The organism is Bacillus sp. FSL W8-0920, from assembly GCF_038593215.1.
Lineage (GTDB): Bacteria > Bacillota > Bacilli > Bacillales > Bacillaceae > Bacillus > Bacillus pumilus.
Window position 1 is genome coordinate 412,341 of sequence record NZ_CP151974.1, and the last position, 20,878, is coordinate 433,218.

Annotated in this window: 12 protein-coding genes; 6 read left to right on the forward strand and 6 right to left on the reverse strand. The window is 43.6% G+C overall.

From position 1 onward, the window contains the following. The first annotated feature begins 5 nt into the window (after positions 1-5). Both NSS78_RS02045 and NSS78_RS02050 read left to right on the forward strand, forming a co-directional pair. The gene (locus NSS78_RS02045) at positions 6-8,201 is read left to right on the forward strand and encodes a non-ribosomal peptide synthetase (RefSeq protein ID WP_327840408.1); all 8,196 of its coding nucleotides are present in this window, start codon (positions 6-8) and stop codon (positions 8,199-8,201) included. A 6-nt stretch (positions 8,202-8,207) separates the two neighbouring features. Then, positions 8,208-8,948, forward strand: coding sequence for an alpha/beta fold hydrolase (locus NSS78_RS02050; protein WP_212046361.1), 741 nt, complete (start codon positions 8,208-8,210; stop codon positions 8,946-8,948). A 35-nt stretch (positions 8,949-8,983) separates the two neighbouring features. Here NSS78_RS02050 and NSS78_RS02055 read toward each other — a convergent pair whose 3' ends face one another. Next, the gene (locus tag NSS78_RS02055; protein ID WP_050945482.1) at positions 8,984-9,898 is read right to left on the reverse strand and encodes a DMT family transporter; all 915 of its coding nucleotides are present in this window, start codon (positions 9,896-9,898) and stop codon (positions 8,984-8,986) included. Positions 9,899-10,028: 130 nt separating this feature from the next. Between NSS78_RS02055 and NSS78_RS02060 the strand changes: the two genes are divergently transcribed. Continuing rightward, positions 10,029-11,366 (forward strand): PLP-dependent aminotransferase family protein, encoded by a 1,338-nt coding sequence (locus NSS78_RS02060; RefSeq protein WP_212046362.1) that lies wholly within the window; start codon positions 10,029-10,031, stop codon positions 11,364-11,366. Here NSS78_RS02060 and NSS78_RS02065 read toward each other — a convergent pair. Continuing rightward, positions 11,363-12,055: a 4'-phosphopantetheinyl transferase superfamily protein gene (locus tag NSS78_RS02065; protein WP_050945484.1), complete on the reverse strand. Its 693-nt coding sequence runs from the start codon at positions 12,053-12,055 to the stop codon at positions 11,363-11,365. The genes NSS78_RS02060 and NSS78_RS02065 overlap by 4 nt on opposite strands. 197 nt (positions 12,056-12,252) lie before the next feature. Next, on the reverse strand, positions 12,253-12,897 hold the full coding sequence (locus NSS78_RS02070) for a YitT family protein (protein WP_044140485.1): 645 nt from the start codon (positions 12,895-12,897) through the stop codon (positions 12,253-12,255). A 534-nt stretch (positions 12,898-13,431) separates the two neighbouring features. Here NSS78_RS02070 and NSS78_RS02075 point away from each other — a divergent pair. The 3 genes from NSS78_RS02075 (at position 13,432) to NSS78_RS02085 (ending at position 18,438) form a co-directional block, all read left to right on the forward strand. Continuing rightward, positions 13,432-17,481, forward strand: a complete 4,050-nt coding sequence (locus tag NSS78_RS02075) for an isopeptide-forming domain-containing fimbrial protein (RefSeq protein ID WP_309216119.1) — start codon at positions 13,432-13,434, stop codon at positions 17,479-17,481. 6 nt (positions 17,482-17,487) lie between these two features. Then, positions 17,488-18,048, forward strand: coding sequence for a class D sortase (locus NSS78_RS02080; RefSeq protein ID WP_212046401.1), 561 nt, complete (start codon positions 17,488-17,490; stop codon positions 18,046-18,048). 105 nt (positions 18,049-18,153) lie between these two features. After that, the gene (locus tag NSS78_RS02085) at positions 18,154-18,438 is read left to right on the forward strand and encodes an AbrB/MazE/SpoVT family DNA-binding domain-containing protein (protein WP_050945487.1); all 285 of its coding nucleotides are present in this window, start codon (positions 18,154-18,156) and stop codon (positions 18,436-18,438) included. A 40-nt stretch (positions 18,439-18,478) separates the two neighbouring features. On the opposite strand, the gene NSS78_RS02090 is transcribed toward NSS78_RS02085, so the two are convergent. From NSS78_RS02090 to tcyA, 3 genes are read right to left on the reverse strand one after another with little or no spacing between them, the layout of a single operon-like run. Further along, positions 18,479-19,222, reverse strand: coding sequence for an amino acid ABC transporter ATP-binding protein (locus NSS78_RS02090; RefSeq protein ID WP_050945488.1), 744 nt, complete (start codon positions 19,220-19,222; stop codon positions 18,479-18,481). 12 nt (positions 19,223-19,234) lie between these two features. Next, positions 19,235-19,927 (reverse strand): amino acid ABC transporter permease, encoded by a 693-nt coding sequence (locus tag NSS78_RS02095; protein WP_034325166.1) that lies wholly within the window; start codon positions 19,925-19,927, stop codon positions 19,235-19,237. Then, complete coding sequence (gene tcyA / locus NSS78_RS02100; protein WP_003213831.1) at positions 19,914-20,729, reverse strand: cystine ABC transporter substrate-binding lipoprotein TcyA; 816 nt, start codon at positions 20,727-20,729, stop codon at positions 19,914-19,916. Before tcyA ends, NSS78_RS02095 begins: the two co-directional genes overlap by 14 nt. Positions 20,730-20,878: the final 149 nt, after the last annotated feature.

Below are 20,878 nucleotides of genomic sequence, written 5' to 3' on the forward strand. Positions count from 1 at the left end.
GAACGATGTTAATGAGTAGAAGAAAAGGACATGCAGCAAATCATATCGTCAGAATCAACGGAAAACGAATCGATCTCAAAGCATTAGAACAGGTCGTGATGCTTCATTTTCCGTTAAAGGAATGTGCATTCATCCCGAAGAAAAATGAAGAAGGTAGCCTCTCGCTTGTGCTATTTGCACAGGCGAAGGACCCTTCGCTAGCAAGAGAGGATCTAATGACAGGCGCGCTTCACCCTGATGAAGTGCCAGCCGCTCTCGTCTTATTGCCTTCCTTGCCAAGGACAGAAAGTGGAGCGGTCGATACAGAAGCACTGCTTTCGATTGACATCATTGATGAAGAGAGTTTGAGAAAGATAGAAGATCGTACGAAAGCTATAGATGGAGTAGAGGAAGCGGCTGCTCTCATTGAAAGTCAGACAGAAAAACAAACGCCTTATCACCTAGATGATCTGTTTCCTAATCGGCAGCGTGCGCAAGGGAACGAATCGATCTCGAAGGATGAAGAGGGCGAAACAAAGCAAGCATCTTCTCATGAAAAGCCGCCTGCACTTGTGTATGGCGGGGATGTCATCAAAAAACCAGGCACACCTGTCACACTGACAGAGGTGTTGATTCGATCAGCCTTTATGTCACCTGACCGCGGGGTGACCTACATCAAAGAAGGCGGGCGCACGTTGACCCAATCCTATCCTGAGTTACTCACAAACGCAGAACGGGTTCTGTCTGGTTTAAGGAAAGCAGGCCTGACAAACGGCGATCAAGTGTTACTACAATTGAAAGATCATCAAGATTTCATCACTGCGTTTTGGGGCTGTATTCTCGGTGGTATCATTCCGACTCCGGTTTCTGTACCGCCTGTTTATGATGAAACGAATCAAGCTGTGAACAAGCTGAAAGGCGTGTTTCGGCTGCAAAATGAACCGTTTATTATGACGAATGAAGCAAGTGCTGAGGACATTGCTGGGCTGCGTGAGTCATTTGAGGCAAAAGACATACCTATTTTAACAATCGAAACATTGCTCTCGTGTGAACCTGATGAACAGCATTATGAGCCAGAGCCAGATGAGCCTGTGCTTCAGCTGCTCTCTTCAGGTAGTACGGGTGTGCCAAAGTGTATCCGTCACAACCATCAAAGTATTTTATCTCGAATCATCTCCTTTGAGCAGACAAATGGCTTTACGCATGAGGATGTGTCGCTTAACTGGATGCCGCTTGATCATGTAGGAGGCATTGTCATGTTTCATGTGCATGACGTCTACTTTGGCTGCCAGCAGATTAGTCCATCCATTGATCAATTTATCGAGCGGCCGATGGTGTGGCTGGATTGGGTAGAAACATACGGCGTCACAAGGACATGGGCACCGAATTTTGCTTTTGCGATGATGAATGAATATGAGGACGACATTCGCAAGGGGAGCTGGGATCTCTCCACACTGACTTATATCATGAATGCAGCCGAAGCGGTTGTGCCAAAAGTAACGCAGCGCTTCATGCATATGATGGGTCAGCACGGATTAAGCCGTCATGCGATGGTGCCGGCGTACGGCATGTCTGAAACATCCTCAGCCATTGTTCAATCAAAGAAATTCATGCGGCATGGTGATCAGGATGGACAGCTGACGATTGATCAGACTTCGTTAACAGGTGAAATTCAATACGTGGCGCAAGATCATCCGCACAAAATGACGTTTACCGAAGTCGGTGCACCGATTCCGTCTGTATGGATTCGGATTGTAGACGAGCATCATCATGTGCTGCCAGAAGATCAGGTCGGGCGCTTGCAGGTGAAGAGTCCGACGATTATGATGGGCTATGATCAAAATGAGGAAGCCAATCAAGAGGTATTTGTGGAAAATGGCTGGTTTCACACGGGGGATTTAGGATTTATCCACGAAGGGCGTCTTGTTCTAACAGGCCGGGAAAAGGATATCATCGTCATCAACGGAGCCAACTATTTGAATTACGAAATTGAAGCAGTTGTGGAAGAGGTGGACGGGGTGGAAGTCACCTTTGCCGCTGCGTACGGCATCTACAATCCCGAATCAAGCAACGACACGCTTGCCGTCTTCTTTGTGACACAAAAGGATTCGCTAGAGGAACAAATCACGATGATTCAGCAGATCAGAGAGGCCATCATTCGTAAAATTGGCATAGAGCCCGATCACATCATTCCAGTGAAAAAAGACCAATTTCCGAAAACAGAAAGTGGAAAGATCCAACGTGCTCAGTTAGGCGCGGCGCTAAAAGAAGGGATATTCCGTGACATTGAAAGGGCACTGGACCTTGCTTCTGAAAATGAACAAACACTGCCAGATTGGTTTTTCAAACGCACTTGGGTAAAGGAGCATATTGGTCCGTCTCAGCCTGCTGCTGATCATGTACTCGTTTTCGAGGATGAAAAAGGGCTTTACCAATCACTTTACGCCCATTTTGAAAAAAGAAATCAGCCCTATGTTTCTGTGAAAAAAGGACATGAATTTTTGCGTCTGTCCAAAGGGATGTACCAGATGAACCCGAGAATCAAGGGGGATTATGTCAGGCTCGTTGCAGCACTTGAAGCAGATGAATTAAAGACAGGGTGCATACTCCATTTGTGGAATGTGGCAGACAAAGAAGCCATTGTTGAGCCTGCGCAGTTCACAGAAATGCATGCGAGGTCCAATCAATCGATTTTGTACTTGTATCAAGCATGGAGGCAAGAAAACAAAGAGCCTGTCCGGCTTGTTGTGGTGACAAAGGGTGGTCAATTTGTAAGCCCTGAAGACGATCTTCATGTGGAGAAAACGTCGCTCGTTGGTTTATTAAAAACCATCCCGCAAGAATGGGAAGGAGCAGAGGTGTCCCATATTGATATTGAAGCGGAGCAAGTGGAGCAGGATGCAAAGCACATTGCTGATGAGCTGTCGGCGATTCATATAAAAGCAGAGGTGGCATACCGAAAAGGGCACAGGCTCGTACCAAAGCTGGAAAAAGTCAATATGATGAACGCACCTCAAACAGAAGGATTTTTAGAATATGAAGGACTTTATTTGCTGACCGGAGGACTCGGCGGTATTGGATTTGAACTGTCTAAGCAGATGCTCCAATTTGGCCTAAAGCTTGTATTGATTGGAAGGACATCTTTGGAAGACAGCTTGGAAAAGAAAGAAGCGTTCTTACAGCTAAAAAGTCTCGGTGACGTTATCTATGTACAAGCGGATGTGACCGATTTAGCTGACGTGGAGCGGTCGATTTACAAAGCAGAAAAACATTTTGGTCAAACCATCCGGGGTGTGCTGCATTTAGCCGGTGCTGGCAATGTATCAGAGCATTTTCAGCATACAGATAAGTATACATTGGCGCATACGTCAGAAGAGGATTTTACAAAGGAACTGTCAGGGAAAGCAGACGGAGCGTTTGTCCTGCAGGAAGCCTTCAAGCATGATCCGGCAGTACCACTCGTCTTTTTTGGATCAGTAAATGGCTTTTTTGGCGGTACAACATTCGGGGCTTACTCTGCGGCCAACAGCTTTTTAGATGGGCTTGCGCACACGCTCACCTTTCAAGAAGGAAGACGGGCGATCTCTTTAAACTTTAGTATGTGGGATAATCTCGGTTTGTCTAAGGGGCATACCGGCGCAGCCCTTACCGTCCGCAAGGGATTTCAATTGATTGGAAAGAAGCAAGGTCTCCATTCATTATGTCTAGGTGCTCGGCTGAATGAAGCGCATCTATTTATCGGACTAGATGGAGCCAATCCAGAAATCGCAGCGTATCTTCAGCCAGCGCCAATACCGACTTTTGAGAAAAAGCTTTTTTACACAGTTCAGCCTGGCAAAGAAGTGCATGTGGAAGATATCGCAGGCGGAACAAAAGGTGACTGGGATATTCAGCAAGTACAGGAAATACCGAAAAAACTAGATGGCTCTATTGATCATGAAGCCGTTAAGCTGAATCATCACAAAAATGGACAACCCCTTGAAAAACAATTGCCAGAAACGAAAACAGAGCAAATGCTTGCTGCCATATGGGAGGACATTTTAGACGTTGATCGTGTGTACAAAGAGGATCAATTCTTTGACCTTGGCGGACATTCATTAAAGGCGACTCAAACCATTTCTCGGATCAATCATGAGTTTTCAATCAAGGCGCCTTTAAAAATATTATTTGAAAGCAAGCATCTGGCACATTTGGCGCAAATGGTTGATGACATCAAAGAGGCACCTGCTGTTCAGGAAGCCAATATTTCAAAGCTGGAAAAGCGAACAAGCTATGAGCTGTCACATGCTCAGAAGCGTATTTGGTTCTTATCCACATTGGAAAAGAGCCATCATTACAATATATTAGGTGCTTGGAAGCTGACAGGACAATTGCACATTCAAGCGTTAACAAAAGCGATTGGTCTCTTAACGAAACGTCATGAAGCACTACGCGCAACTTTTCAATCGCTTGGCGGCAAGCCGGTTCACATGATACGTGAAGACCTTCCACCATCTGTCACAGTTGCGAACTTCTCATTATTTAATGAAAAAACAAGAACGAGAAGACTCAAGCAGCTTATTCAGCAAGAAGCGAACCGCATTTATGATTTAGAAAGAGGGCCTCTTGCGCAGTGGACGATTGTGGATATGGGCAATGAAGAATTTTATCTTCTTTGCGCGCAGCACCATATCATTTCAGATGCATGGTCGCTCAGTCTGCTCATTCAGGAATTAGAAGTGGCATATGACGGGCTGCTTGCAGATGAAGCGCCGCAGCTCCCAGCGCTAGAAATCGAATGGACAGATTATGTCCATTGGGAAAATGAGCAAGTAATGCATCATCAAGTAGACCAAGCCTATTGGCTCGATCATTTACAAGGTGATCTTCCGGTGTTAGAGCTGCCGTTTGACCGTCCTCGCCCGCCAGTTCAAACATTTAACGGCGCTACAGAGCAAATCGTCTTGGAAGATACGCTTATCCGCCGTTTGCAGGCTTTGTCCAAGCAGCAGGGCACAACGCTGTTCATGACGATGCTGTCAGCGTACTACGTCCTGCTTCACAAGCTGTCAGGACAGACAGATATCATCATTGGTTCGCCGATCGCAGGGCGAGGTGCCAAGCAATCAGAGAAGCTTGTTGGAATGTTTGTGAATACACTCGCGCTGAGACAGGATATCTCCACAGCAGATACGTTTGCTGATGTCATGGAAAACGTGAAGGAGATGACATTAAAAGCCTTCGAGCATCAGCGTTATCCATTTGATAAGCTTGTCGATGATCTTTCATTAGATAGAGATTTAAGTCGATCGCCTATTTTCCAAGTGGCGATGGGTTATGTAACAGATTCGCTCCATGTCAATCTCAAAGGGCTGACAAGTGAACATGTGATGGTTCATCATACAGTGTCTAAATTTGATCTCACCTTACATGTATTTGAACAGGGGGATCAGCTGTCGATCCAAGTGGAATACAATACAGATTTATTTGATCAAGAGACCATTCATCGTTATATGAATTATTATCTTCATCTGCTAGATGGTATGACAGCTCAGCCTGAACGTACATTTTCTGATTATTGCTTAATGGACAAAGCGGAACAGGCTGCGATGATCATAGGGAAAAACCAAACGGCTACGCCATATCCAAAGCGCACCATTCAAGAGCTGTTTGAAGAACAGGTGCAGCGTGATCCGCACCGCATTGCCTTGTCTTATTTGGAAGAGCACATGACGTATCAAGAGTTGGATGAGAAGGCAACACAGCTTGCTGCTTACTTGCAATCAAAAGGAGTTGGACCAGGTTCACTTGTACCGATGCTTTTTGATCGTTCCTTTGACATGATTGTCTCAGTGCTAGGCATTGTCAAATCTGGTGCTGCATATGTTCCAATGTCACCAGAATATCCAGATGCGCGAATCCGCCTCATTGTTCGCGATACGCAAAGTGATGTGATCATCACTCAGTCTCATTTAATAGAGCGTCTAGTAGACTTTACAGGTACAAAGATTGAGATGGACAAGCCATTACCAGTAACAGATGCAGTGTATCAAAGAGAACAATCAATCATTGGAGAAGACCAGTTAGCCTATGTCAACTACACATCAGGCTCAACAGGTACACCAAAAGGCGTCATGCTCCCCCATGCAGGAGTTGTCCGTCTGGTTCGAAAAACAAACTATATAAAACTAGGTCCAGATGATAAGATGCTTCAGCTCTCAAACTATGCTTTTGATGCCTTTACATTTGAGTTGTGGGGCATGCTGCTGAATGGCGGTCAGCTCATTCTGATTCCGAAATATGCCGCACTGAATATGGATGAATTATCACGGCTGATCAAAGTGCATCAAGTGACAGCCAACTGTCTGCCAACCGCTTTATTCAATCGGCTGGTGGAACACGATCCAAAAAGTGTAGCAGGCTACCGTACATTACTCGTTGGTGGAGAAGCGATGTCTAGTGAGCATGCACGAAAGGCACTGCCACATATGGAGGGTGTACTCATCAATGCTTACGGTCCTACAGAAAACACGACCTTAGCCACAACACATCAAGTCACGCACATGCCAGAGGGAGCAAGGTCAGTTCCGATTGGTGTCCCAGTATCGAATTCAACTGTCGTCATACTAGATGATGCGCTCAACCCAGTGCCAGCAGGCGTCAAAGGAGAAATTTATATCGGCGGCACAGGGCTGGCACAAGGCTACCTTCATGATCCAGAGCGGACGAATGAACGGTTTATAGACAATCCATTCCCTGAACTAGGGGGAGACAGGCTGTATCGTTCAGGTGATCTTGGTACATGGCGTTCAGATGGCACCATTGAATATCTCGGCCGAAAAGACAATCTCGTGAAAATTAGAGGCTACCGGATTGAATGTGGAGAAATAGAGACAGCTCTCCTCAAGCATCCACAAGTAAAAGAATGTACAGTCATCGCCAAAACGTATGGCAGCTCAAAACGGCTGGCGGCCTACCTTGTCACAGACGGAGCGAATCCTGTTCCAGGCTGGAAAGCATTTTTACAGGAAAGCCTGCCAGGCTACATGATTCCAAGTTACTTTATTGTAATGGACGAAATGCCAGTTACAACAAACGGAAAGGTTGATCAAAAAGCACTGCCAGACCCAGCAGAAACGATCTCTCTTTCTCAGGGGGATGACAAACCAGTCACCGAAACACAGCAGTTGATTGTCACAGCTTTCAAGGACGTGCTTGGTGTCAAACAAGTAGGCATACATGACTCATTTTTTGATTTAGGCGGCGATTCAATTATGAGTATCCAAGCTGTTGCCAAATTAAAAGAACAGGGGATTCGTGTGGATCCAAAATGGATTTTCATGCATCCAGCGCCGGCTCAGCTAGCCGCACATGTGGACGCAATGCCAGAGGCCGGAGAGCACGTCGAAAGGTCTCCAAAGGACTACGTGATTGAGCTGAAAAAAGGCGATCCAGCCGTACCGAGGATTTTCTTTGCACCGCCTGCCGGTGGAACGGTGATGGGCTATATCGATGTGGCTAAGCTGATGACACATCAAGGCGCTGTGTACGCCTTGCAGTCTCCTGGCTTATATGAGGATGAAGAACCGCAATTCCTCCATTACACAGAGCTTGTGTCCATATTTGTTGAAGCCATTGAGACCTTCTATCGACCTGGTGTTGACTATCTAGCAGGGCATTCAATGGGCGGGCACCTTGCCTACGGAATGAATCAGCGGCTCTGCCATGCAGGAAAAGCGCCGAAAGGACTCATCATTTTAGATACCGTCCCTGTGTTAAGAGATGAGGCAGATCAGGCGCTCCATGCGGATATGAACGAAGAAGAAGTGAAAATGCTTGCGCTTGTCCTTGGAATGGGGAATCTTGTCGGCATCCAGCCAGAAGCATTACAAGGGCTGAGCTTCCAAGAAGTGAAGCAAAAAATACTCAAAGAGGCAGAAAAGGATGAAGTGGTTCATCAATTTATGAATGATCAGTATTTAGATAAATATTTGCAAATGCAAACGCATAATACAATCATGTCACAAGCCATTGAATTAGAAAAAGAACCATTCGATGTGCCGTTTTATATTGTACAAAGCAGTGATCACGCCATTGATTTTCAGAAGAAGTTCTCAGACTGGGAGGCTTATACGAAAGGATCATGCTCGTATTATCACATCAAAGGAGACCATGTCACCATGATGAAAAGGCCGCAGGCAGATGAACTGGCACGGATTCTTCAAACGATGATAAAGGGGTAAGAACATATGAACCATTTATTTAAAACCTTTGAAAAAAAATCAGACCTTATTCAACTTATTTGTTTTCCTTTTGCAGGCGGTTATTCCGCCTCGTACCGCCCGCTTTTTGAACAGCTAAAAGGCACTGCCGAAGTAACAGCAGCAGAGCCCCCAGGTCATGGAACCAATCTCATGCCGCTCGAAACGAGCATTGACCGATTGGCTGAGCTATACAAAGAAGGGCTCATGGGTAACTTGAACCGCCCATTTATCCTGTTCGGACATTCCATGGGAGGACTTGTTGTGTATAGACTGGCTCAGCTGCTAGAAAAGGAAGGAATCGATCCTGCAGCAGTCGTGATCTCGGCTATTCAGCCGCCGCAAACAAAACGACAGATCCTGACCCATTTATCGAATGAAGCATTTGTTCAGCATATTGCCGAAATGGGCGGGATTCCAAAGGAATTATTAGAGAACAAACCAATGATGGATTACTTTACGCCGTCCTTACGTGCAGACTATCAGGCGCTGGAAACCTTCCAGCACAAAGATCAATCCATCATCGAAACACCCGTTTATTTATTCAATGGAACAAAAGATGAAAAATGCATGAAAGATGCAAATGGCTGGCTGCCATGGGCAAAAACCATCGAACGCACCAATTTCGAAGGAGGGCACATGTATATCAACACACACCTCGAGCCCTTCGCAGAACAGATGAGACATGTGATTGACGTTGCAAGCAAACAACAATTAATGAAACTTTAAAAGAAAGCGGTCCTCCTTAAAGGGACCGCTTTTTCTTATGAATTCCGCTTTTTCACCACATTCCCGCCAATCACTCCGCCAATGACCAGCACACCTCCGATGAGATGATACCAATCGATTGTTTCATGTAAAATGAGAACCCCAGCGGCAACTGTAATAAACGCAGATAAATTGTTAAAGATGCTGACCTTTGCCGCTTCAAGCTGAGAAAGGGCATAGTTTGATAAATATGCCGTGAGAAGTGATGAAAGAATGCCTAAAAAGAGCATTGACCATACAAAGGATGGTTGTGTAAATGGGCTGAAAAATTGCGGCATTGTCCCGTTTGCTGAATGCTGGATGAGCGCAGCGGCATTGAAGAAGACAAATCCAAAGAATGTCATCACGAAAGTGAGTTCAATCACATGGAAGCGCCGTGTAATCACTCGGGCAAATACACTGTATGCACTGGAGGATAAGGCTGAAAGTAATATCAGTCCATAGCCGATCATGTGTGAATGCTTCACATCAATTCCCTTCATGACAAAGAGAAGCATCACCCCGCACACAGAAAGAATGGTAAACAGCACTTGGATCCATGTCGCGCGTTCCTTTAAAAACCACGCGGCAAGCACCATCGTCAGAATGGGGATCGTTGCCTGAATAATACCAGCCTCTGATGAAGAGGTATACATCAGCCCCCATACTTGAAAAGCAAAAAACAACACAGGATAAAGCAAGGAAAACGGTACGATGTAGAGAAGATCACGCCATTGAATGGAGAGGCGGATCTTCTTTCGTAAAAATGGATAAAGCGATAGTGCGGCTGCAAAAGAAACTGTAAAGCGGTGTGCTAATAAATCAATCGGGTTTGCTGATTCTAATGCAATTTTGACAAACAAAAATGAAAAACCAATGATCGTGGCGTAGCCTATCGCGGCAGCATACGCTTTTTGTTTTGAAATGTCCACAATTTGACTCCTTATACGAGCATGCATGCTTCAGTTGAATTGACCGGTTCTGTTCTTCTATCGTAATCGGATCATCTAAGGTGTACAATAAGAGAACATGATATCTGTACCGGTACAAGGAGGAAGTGGTGTGAGGAAATATGATCAGCTTGTTCTCAGCTTAAAAGAGAAGATGACGTCTGGTGAATACCATGCAGGCATGAAGATCCCCTCCATTCGCCATTTGGCGGCTCAATATGCAGTGAGTAAAAGCACTGTCATCAAAGCACTAGACACATTAGAACGTGAACATCTGCTGTATTCTGTAGAAAGAAGTGGCTATTATGTCGTGAAAACAAAGCAGTCAGCGGGGAAACAGGATAGCACATGGATTGATTTTGCTTCATCTGCACCTGATCCCGTCGTGTTTCCATATGTTGATTTCCAGCACTGCATCAACCAAGCCATCGATTTGTATCAAAATGACTTGTTTATATACGGCACAGCCAACGGATTACCCTCGCTGCTGCCAATCATTTCTAAGCGATTAATGGATTATCAAGTGTTTGCAAATCCAGAACAGATCGTTATGACTTCTGGTATTCAGCTGGCGTTATCCATTTTAAGCACCATCCCTTTTCCGAATGGCAAACAGACCATATTAGTCGAACAGCCAGGCTATCATCTATACCTTCAATATTTAGAAAAAAATCAACTGCCTGTACGGGGGATTCAGCGGACGGAAAAGGGAATTGACCTTCAGGAATTGGAGCGCATCTTTCGAGAAGAGGAGATTCGTTTTTTCTATACGATGCCAAGGTTTCAAAACCCGCTTGGAACGAGCTTGTCAAAGCAGGAGAAAAGAGCGATTGCAGCTCTTGCCGAGACATATGACGTCTATATCGTTGAAGATGATTACATAGCCGATTTAGAATTCGACGCAAAAAGAGACCCGATCTATTCGTACGATCAGGCGGGGAAGGTCATTTATTTAAAAAGCTTCTCCAAAATCATCTTTCCAGGACTTCGAACAGGAGCGGTCGTCTTACCTGAGGAACTGATTAGACCTTTTAGCGAACACAAACGGCTCATTGACATCGACAGCTCCATGCTGTCACAGGCAGCCTTAGAAATATATTTAAAAAGCGGGATGTTTGAACGGCATCGAGACAGAATGCGGGCGACCTATCGCAACCGATCCAAACAACTAGTGACATGCCTGAAAAGCGATCAAATCGCTTATCAACTGGGAGAAGAGGAGCCAGCTACTCATACACATGTACGTTTCGATCGGTCAATTCCGATGAACCAGCTCATTCAGCAGCTGAAAAAGGCATCTGTTTCCATTCAGTCAATCGACCGCCATTATCTGTCGACTTATCAAAAAGACCCCATTCTTCAGTTGAACATTTGGCATGTGAAAGAAGAGCAAATCACACGTGGAGTCGATTTGATAAAGACAGCATTTCAGCAAATTGGGCGATATTAAAGACGAGACAGTACATCACTACAAGAGAGTATCTCAACACGTTCAGCCGCAGAAGGCTTTCGTGTACACACCGCCATTTGGTAGGTAGGATCAAGTGAGTATGTTTGAACAAAGCAGGGCGCTTCATGATCAGGTAATGCAAGCGTCGCCTGTCCATCCTCTGACAGGCGGGCTGTAAAGGACGAAAGACCATAAGATAATCCCTTTCCAGTCAGCTTGATAAAGGCCTCCTTCATTGACCATAAATGAAAGAAGTAGGCTTCCTGCCGTTCTGCCGGTTGTGAAAGTAAATCCTCATACTCATCTGCTGAAAAAAATCGTTTAGCAATCGCTAGATCAATCGGTTTGATCTCCTCAATATCAATACCTACAGGTGCATCATCTATTGCGCATACGACCCAATCACCAGAGTGAGAAAGATTAAAATGAAAAGAAGGAATGTGCCGGACGACAGGCTTGCCATTGCCCTCTGTTTCAAAAACGATCTCATCAAAAGGCAGATCGTACATATCATGGATCATCTGACGAACCAGAACCTCACCTAACAAGGTCCTTCTTGCATCGACCAAAAAGCGAAAGCGCTCAGCCGCAGCACGTTTTTCAGCTGAAACAAAGGGTTTCAATTGATCGATTTGTTTTCGTGCATGGATGTCATCTAAATGCTGTAATTGGATAGCGAAAATCTTCATAATGAACCTCTAATTTTTTACATTGATTGTACCATTGGAGAGCGCCGTACAAAAGGGAAACAGACCTCCTTTTCAGCGAAAGCTCAAAATGACAGGAAGTGGAAGGGTTGGGTTGATTTCCTCTTATGAATATAAGAAAAATCTGTTTATTTATTTTGACACAAGAAAAGCCATTCTTTTTGTAGAATGGCTTGTTCTTATCGGATAAGCGTCTGAACAGGTTTCTCTGCTGTTTTTGTAATAAGCAGCTGCAGGAGCCGTGTCGATTGCGGTAAGGAGAATCGAAGGACGAGACCTGTAAAAATAGCCGTCAGAATCGTGCCAACACCAATCGGCCCGCCGAGCATCCATGCAAATAAAAGCACTGTTAGCTCAATGCCATTTCGCACCCACTGCACGTTCAATCCTGTTTTCGCTGAGATGAGCAGCATTAATGAATCCCTTGGCCCGGCGCCAAGATTCGCTGAGACATAAATGCCAACACCATAACCTGAAACCACAACGCCCGTAATAAACACATATAAAGCGGGTAAATACCCATGTGGTGCAGGCAATACCGCATTAAAGAAATCTATAAACATACCAATCAGCACCATGTTCAGTAATGCGCCGATCTTTGGAAATGATTTCGTAAAAACAGATGTTAGTGTCACAATGAGTGCACCAATAATGATGGACCACTGTCCAATCGTGAGTCCAAAGTGCTGAAACAGTCCGTAGTGGAAAGCGTCCCAAGGACCAATGCCTAGAATCTTTCCTTTCACTGTCAGCGATAGTCCAAAAGCTAGTACGATCAATCCAACAAAATAAAAAAACCAACGTAAAAGATGTTCCCGCTTCAAAAGCTTTCCCTTCTTTCTTAAACACTCGAATTCAATCGTAACATACTCCCACGCCCCTTTAAATGGCTTTGCTCAATTGTAATCGCTTACTTACAAAAAGAATTTTTCGCATCGTAAAAGGTCAAAACAAGAGCAAGACTTTCGACTTGTTTTTTTTAACAAAGTGAACCAATCATTCCCTTTTTTTAAGATAAAATGAAAAAAATTCAATATATACTGACAAAAAAATAATCATCACCCAATTAAAGAATATTTATCTTTAAATAGAAAGGATTGTATGTAAATCACATCATAAGACCTGTTTGGAAAATAGATAGATGAGGAATTTCGGGATGGAAAAAGGTTATTTTATTGGAAAAACATAAGCAAATCAATCATCGGGAGGTATTTAGTTCAAAATGTCTATTTTTGTCGAAAATAGTCATTTAGTCCTGTTGAGGCTTTTGAAATCTTACTGATATTCTTTACCAAAGTGTGGGAGGTGAACTGGTACATACCATTATGATTAAAGCAGGGAAAAGGGGATGTCAAAAAATGAATATATTAAAAAGAACGAGTCAATTATTTCTTATATTGGTGTTGATTGCTGGAAATTTATTAACAGTCTCACCACCTGTTACGAAAGCCGCTGGGACGGTGGTTGTCAATAACACAGATTCCTACATGATTGGAAATGGGAAGTTAGTTCTTTATCAGCTTGATGGGCAAAACCCAACAAACGTAAAGGCTAGTGTACAGGTGAAGGGAATTAATTCGTCTGTAGTGAACGGTGTTGCTGTGAATGATCAAGAAAACACAGTGTATGCAACTACGACAGCAAGTGGAGAGCCAGTTCTTTATAAAATAAATGCGACCACTGGACAAGCAGAGCGTGTAGGTGTTTTAGGCGGAAAAGCGCCTAATGCCGTTGTTTATAACGGTAAATATATTCATTCGTATACGGTTGGTGGAGAACCCTACCTTGCAACGTACGACTTAGCAACTGGTCAAAAAACGGCCAAGAAAATTGCCGGTTATGACGTTGGCCCTGGCATCGGCGGAGACATTGGCGGAGACCTTGTAGTCGATAAGGATGGCTATCTTTGGTTCGCATCTAATACCAGTGGGTCCATTGCGCAAATGAATCCTGAAACAGCTGAAGTCATTCGAGTGATTCCAATCACAAATGCAGATGGTAAACCTATTGAGGGAGGAGTACGAGGAATTAGCTTTTTGCCAAATGGACAAATGCTATTACAATCAGGAAAAGATGACTCTATCGGTCATTCTACTCTTTTTACACTTGATGCGAAAACATTAAGTACAACATATATGGGCACTGCAGGTGATTCATTATCTTACGACTTAGCTTCACGTGTGAAGCCCGAATTCGATCCATATCCACCTAACCTTGAATCAGAAAAATCGGTTGCTTTACAGAAAAAAGCAGAAGGCAACACAGATGAAAAGAATCCAGAAGTAGGCGACACATTGCTTTATACAATTAGAGCAAAAAATACGGTGCAATACGGTATTCTTAAAAATCTGACCATATCAGATAATCTTCCGAGCAGCTTAGCCTATGTGCCAGGCTCACTTAAGGTGGATGGCGCAGGCGTAACAGATGCAAAAGACCAAGACAAAGGTGATTTTACAAACGGTACTGTTACAGGTCAAATAGGTGATGTGAAAGACACCGATTGGCACACCGTGACATTTGAAGCGAAAGTAGCAAAAGGTCAAGCTGGCAAAGATATTCAAAATACAGCCAATGTCAAAGGGGAAAACACACCGCCAGACAAACCAACAACAAACATAGAAATTTATCCTCGTGATCCAAAGCTTGAATCAGAAAAATCAGCGGTCTTACAGAAAAAAGCAGATGGTAATACAGATGAGAAGCACCCAGAAGTAGGTGACACATTACTGTATACCATTCAAGCCCGTAACGCTGTTGAAGATAGTGTGATTGAAGACCTTGTGATTTCTGACAAGTTACCTCAAGGATTATCTTATGTACCAAATTCTCTTCAGATAGATGGGAATCCAGTTACAGATACAAAAGATGACGACAACGGTGATATGACAGGTGGAACTGTCACTGGAACGTTCGGTGAAGTGAAAGATGCGAAATGGCATACCGTGACATTTGAAGTCACAGTTGAAAAAGGTCAGGCAGGCAAAGACATTCAAAATACAGCGAGTGTCACAACCGGCAACACACCGCCAGACGAGCCGACAACGAATGTAGAAATCTATCCTCGTGACCCGAAGTTGACTTCTGAAAAATCAGCCGTCTTGCAGAAAAAAGCAGATGGTAATACAGATGAGAAGCATCCAGAGGTCGGTGATACCCTTCTTTATACGATTAAAACAAAGAATACGATAGAAGACAGTCTCGTTAAAAACTTAGTGATCTCAGATGAACTGCCAGAAGGATTAGCATATGTGCCAAATTCACTTGAAGTAGACGGACAAGCGGTGACAGATGAGCAAGATCAAGACAATGGGGATGTCACAAACAGAACCGTATCAGGACAATTCGGTGACATTCAGGATACAGATTGGCATACCGTGACGTTTGAAGTGACGGTTGAAAAAGGACAGTCTGGTAAAGACATTCAAAATACAGCGAGTGTCACAGGTGAAAATACACCACCAGACGATCCAACAACAAAAACAGAAATCTATCCGCGTGATCCAAAGCTTGAATCAGAAAAATCAGCGGTTTTGCAGAAAAAAGCAGAAGGTAACAAAGATGAGAAACATCCAGAAGTAGGGGACACCCTTCTTTATACGATTAAAACAAAGAACACGATAGAAGACAGTCTTGTTGAAAATCTAGTGATCTCAGATCAATTACCAAAAGGGTTGGAGTATGTCGCTGGTTCTCTTGAGATTGATGGAGAATCCGTCACAGATGTGAAAGATGACGATAGCGGTGACTACACAGATGGAAAGGTCACGGGGTATTTTGGCGATGTGAAGGACACGGACTGGCACACTGTGACGTTTGAAGTGACAGTTGAAAAGGGACAGGCTGGTCAAGACATTCAAAACACAGCCGAAGTAACAGGTGAAAACACGCCGCCAGATGATCCAACAACGAAAACAGAAATTTACCCTCGTGAACCAAAACTAGCATCAGAAAAGGATGCAAGCATTCAGAAAAAAGCTGAAGGTAACACAGATGAAAAGACACCTCAGGTAGGAGATACCCTTCTTTATACGATCAAAACAAAGAATCTTGAAGAAGACAGCATCGTTAAAAATTTAGTCATCGCAGATCAACTGCCAGAAGGTCTTGAATACGTCGAAGGATCATTAAAAGTAGATGATCAAGCCGTCACAGATGCAAAAGATGACGACAACGGAGACTACACAAAAGGCACAGTAACTGGTCAATTTGGCGATATCAAAGACACGGACTGGCATACGATTACTTTTGAAGCGAAGGTTGCTAAAGGCCAATCAGGTAAAAGCATTCAAAACACAGCGAAAGTAACAGGCGAAAACACACCACCAGATGAGCCGTCAACCGAAACAAAAATTGATCCAAAGGATCCAAAGCTTGAATCAGAAAAAACATCTAAGATTTCTCAAAAAGCAGAAGGGAATAAAGATGAAAAACAAGTTCAAGTAGGCGACACCCTTCTTTATACCATCAAAGCAAAAAATAGTGTAGAAGACAGTGTCATCAAAGATCTAGTCATCACAGATCAACTGCCAGAAGGTATTGAATACGTCGAAGGGTCATTAAAAGTAGATGACCAAGCCGTCACAGATGCAAAAGATGACGACAACGGAGACTACACAAAAGGCACAGTAACCGGTCAATTTGGCGATATCAAAGACACGGACTGGCATACGGTTACTTTTGAAGCGAAGATCGCTAAAGGCCAATCAGGTAAAAGTATTCAAAACACAGCGAAAGTAACAGGCGAAAACACACCGCCAGATGAGCCGTCAACCGAAACAAAAATTGATCCAAAGGATCCAAAGCTTGAATCAGAAAAAACATCTGAGATCTCTCAAAAAGCAAAAGGTAATACAGATGAAAAACAAGTTCAAGTAGGCGACACCCTTCTTTACACCATCAAAACAAAAAATAGTGTAGAAGATAGTGTCATCAAAGATCTAGTCATCGCAGATCAACTGCCAGAAGGTCTTGAGTATGTCGAAGGGTCATTAAAAGTAGATGCACAAGGTGTCACAGATGCAAAAGATGACGACAACGGAGACTACACAAAAGGCACAGTAACCGGTCAATTTGGCGATATCAAAGATACGGACTGGCATACGATTACTTTTGAAGCGAAGATCGCTAAAGGATATGAAGGTAAAACCATTCAAAATATCGCAGTTGTGAAGGGTGAGAATGTGGACGAACCAGACAAACCTGAAAACTCCACAACGGTAGAACCGCCGCATGTGCCAGAGGTGCCAGGGAATCCAGAACAGCCTTCTCATTCAGAACCGGATACACCTGGTCATCATCTTCCGAACACTGCAACAGCGATGTACAACCTTTTACTAGCAGGATTTGCACTTGTGCTAATAGGTGCCTCCCTTATTGTATGGAAAAGAAGAAAAAGAAACGAATAATTGTCCATGTTTCAAAAAATCATCTCAACTCTATTGATCACAGCAGGTATTTGTCTTGTGATGATAGGATATATGAGGATCGTTGATGGGCAAAGGCAAGTAGATCAATCTTTCCAGTCTGCACAAGCAGCCATCCAGCAAAAGGGGCAAACAGATTCCCCTTTTGTCCCGAAGGCTGGTGAAATCATTGGGCTCTTGCACATTCCAAAGTTAAATGCTGAGTTACCAATTGTAGAAGGAACAGAAGCGGAGGATTTAGCAAAGGGCGTTGGTCATTATCACGAAAGCTATTTACCTAATGAACAAGGACAAATCGTTTTATCTGGGCATCGTGATACTGTGTTTAGACGAACAGGAGAACTGGTGAAAGGGGATCAACTCGTCATTGAGCTTTCATATGGACGATTTACCTATGAAATTGAGAAAACAAAGATTGTGAAAAAAGATGATCAAAGTATTATTACATTGCAACAGGAAAAGGAAGAACTTATCCTCACCACATGTTATCCTTTTTCTTTCATTGGTCCTGCACCAAACAGATATATCATATATGGGAAGCGTGTTTAGCCACTGGATCAGCCTGCAACTTATCCTTTCACTAACCGATTAGAGCGCTTCATTCCTTGATAAAAAGGGAATCGCCTATATCTAGAGATGCAGGAGGGGGTCAATTTGTTAAATCAAGACTATGTAAGATATATAGATAACTTTGGAAGAATTGTTCTTCCGACAGATATAAGAAAACGGTTGAAAATTCATCCGCGCGATTTTATGGAGATTTATCGAGAAGAAGACCAAATTGTCATGAAGCCGTATTGGCAGGATAAACCTTGTATCGTCACAGGGGAAGTGACAGGCTCCAACAAAGTGCTATCGGGTGGAGTCGTTATCAGTCCAGAGGGAGCGAGACTGCTCCTGCAAGATTTACTGGCGCTTCGCCTGCAAAAGGAAATATAAAAAAAGGCTGTTCTCATCACGTGAGAACAGCCTTTTTTCATCATACTGGATTCAAAATCCGGTTTAAGAATTGTTTTGTTCGTTCTTCCTTTGGTCGTTTGAAGATTTCCTCTGGAGGACCTTGTTCGACGATGACGCCGCCATCAATAAAAATCACTTCGTCTGCCACTTCTTGGGCAAACTTGATTTCATGTGTGACAACTGCCATGGTCCAGCCTTCTTTCGCTAAATCCTTCATGACCTTCAAGACTTCCCCGACAAGCTCAGGGTCAAGTGCAGAGGTGGGCTCATCAAAAAGCATGAGCTCTGGCTGAATGGCAAGTGCACGGGCAATCCCGACACGCTGCTTTTGACCGCCTGAGAGCTGGAATGGATACAGATCCTTTTTATCTTCCAGACCGACCTTTTGCAAGAGCTGGATGGCTTCTTTTCGAACCATTTCCTTTGGACGGCGCTGCACCTGAACAGGACCTTCCATCACATTTTCAAGCACGGTGCGGTGTGGAAACAGGTGATAATCTTGAAACACCATTCCCGATTTCCGGCGAAGCTTCAGTAGATCAGCTGATTTATTTTTTTTCGAAAAATCAATCGAGAAATCATCGAAGGTAAAGGAGCCGCCATTTGGTGTTTCAAGTGCATTTAAACAGCGAAGCATCGTTGTTTTTCCTGAACCTGATGGACCAAGAATGGCTACAACCTGCCCTTTGTTGATCGTAAAATCTATTGACTTTAAAATCTCATTTTCACCAAAGGATTTTTTGAGACCTTTGACTGTTAGCATGTCGTTCCCTCCTTACCTTGCGACATATCGATCAAGTCGTTTTTCAATTTGATGCTGAACGAGCGATAGAATGAAGCAGAATACCCAATAGATCAGGGCTGCCTCCATATAAATGAACAAGATCTGATCCAAGTTCGCCGCAGCAATTTCCTGTGATTTACGGAAAAGCTCTGCTACGAGGATTTGGGAGGCAAGAGATGTATCCTTCACCAAGCTAATGAATGAATTAGATAGCGGTGGAATCGATACACGCACAGCCTGCGGTAAAATCACGCGGACGAGCGTTTTACGATGCGTCATCCCAATTGAATAACCAGCTTCCCATTGTCCTTTAGGAACAGATAGGACGGATGCACGGATAATTTCCGATGCATACGCACCTACGTTTAATGAAAAAGCGATAATGGCACTTGGATATGGATCCAGTGTGATATTAAATGTCGGAAAGAAATAGAAAATAATAAACAATTGCACAAAAAGCGGCGTTCCGCGAACGGCCGACACATAGATGGAAAAAATCCATCTGAGGGCTTTGATTTTAGACATTCTAGCAAGTGCTGTCACAAGCGCGATAAAAATACCAATAATAAAAGCAATGATGGCGAGGGGGATTGTGTAATAAATCCCCTGCATCACCATTGGCCAAAAAGATTGCTGAAGAAGATCCCAAGGAATGACGACTCCTAGGGTATTACTTTGTAACATCTTCACCAAACCATTTCTTAGAAATCTTAGCAAGTGTACCGTCTTTTTTCATTTCTTTTAATGCGCCATTCACTTTGTCAACGACTTCGCCGCTGCCTTTTCTGAACGCAAAGTAAGTTTCTTGAGGATCTCCTGTTTCAAATGCAACTTTTAGGTTTTTGTTCCCGCTTGTTTTCAAGTAATTCAATACAGCCAGCTTGTCATTGAACGTCAGATCAGCACGTCCTTGCTGAATCAATTGAATCGATTGTGCAAGACCTTCAACGCCTTCAATTTTAGCACCAGCATCTGTAGCTAGTTTATTGTAGTTACTTGTTAATGATTGTGCTGCTTTTTTGCCTTTTACATCAGATAGTTTCTTGATGTCGTTGTTATCTGATTTTGTCACAACAATGGCTTGAGACGTTGTGTATTTATCAGAGAACTCGTATTGATTTTCACGTCCAGTTTTACCAACTTGGTTCGCTACCACGTCAAAACGTTTTGAATTCAGTCCAGCAAACATGCTGTCCCATTGTGTTTCTTTGAATTCAGGTTTTAAGTCAAGACGTTTTGCTACTTCTGTGATGACTTCTACATCGTAGCCAGTTAATTTATCTGTCTTTTTGTCATGGAATGTGAAAGGAGCATAAGTTCCCTCTGTTCCGATCGTCAGAACACCTTTATCCTGAATGGATTTCCAAAGGTCACCTGATTCCTTAGACCCAGATTGTTTATTCGCGTTGTCGCTTGCACCAGATCCACATGCCGTGATCAATGCAACACAAGCGCCTAACATAATGGCAAAGAACATTTTTTTCATTTTATTCCCCACTTTTCTTGTTGGTATTTACAACATATGATCTTACAGAGAAGCAACCTAAAAGTAAAGCATTTGAAACTAGCTTGAGCGAATCTCACCAACTTTATGCCCGCAACCCGTTTCTTTCAAACCTCTCACGTCTACAAAGC

What these genes read in the sequence shown, in the direction of transcription:
- NSS78_RS02050 (WP_212046361.1), top strand. Translation starts at nt 8,208, where the DNA reads ATGAACCATTTATTTAAAACCTTTGAAAAAAAATCAGACCTTATTCAA.
- NSS78_RS02080 (WP_212046401.1), top strand. Translation starts at nt 17,488, where the DNA reads ATGTTTCAAAAAATCATCTCAACTCTATTGATCACAGCAGGTATTTGT.
- NSS78_RS02075 (WP_309216119.1), top strand. Translation starts at nt 13,432, where the DNA reads ATGAATATATTAAAAAGAACGAGTCAATTATTTCTTATATTGGTGTTG.
- tcyA (WP_003213831.1), bottom strand. Translation starts at nt 20,729, where the DNA reads ATGAAAAAAATGTTCTTTGCCATTATGTTAGGCGCTTGTGTTGCATTG.
- NSS78_RS02045 (WP_327840408.1), top strand. Translation starts at nt 6, where the DNA reads ATGTTAATGAGTAGAAGAAAAGGACATGCAGCAAATCATATCGTCAGA.
- NSS78_RS02095 (WP_034325166.1), bottom strand. Translation starts at nt 19,927, where the DNA reads ATGTTACAAAGTAATACCCTAGGAGTCGTCATTCCTTGGGATCTTCTT.
- NSS78_RS02065 (WP_050945484.1), bottom strand. Translation starts at nt 12,055, where the DNA reads ATGAAGATTTTCGCTATCCAATTACAGCATTTAGATGACATCCATGCA.
- NSS78_RS02090 (WP_050945488.1), bottom strand. Translation starts at nt 19,222, where the DNA reads ATGCTAACAGTCAAAGGTCTCAAAAAATCCTTTGGTGAAAATGAGATT.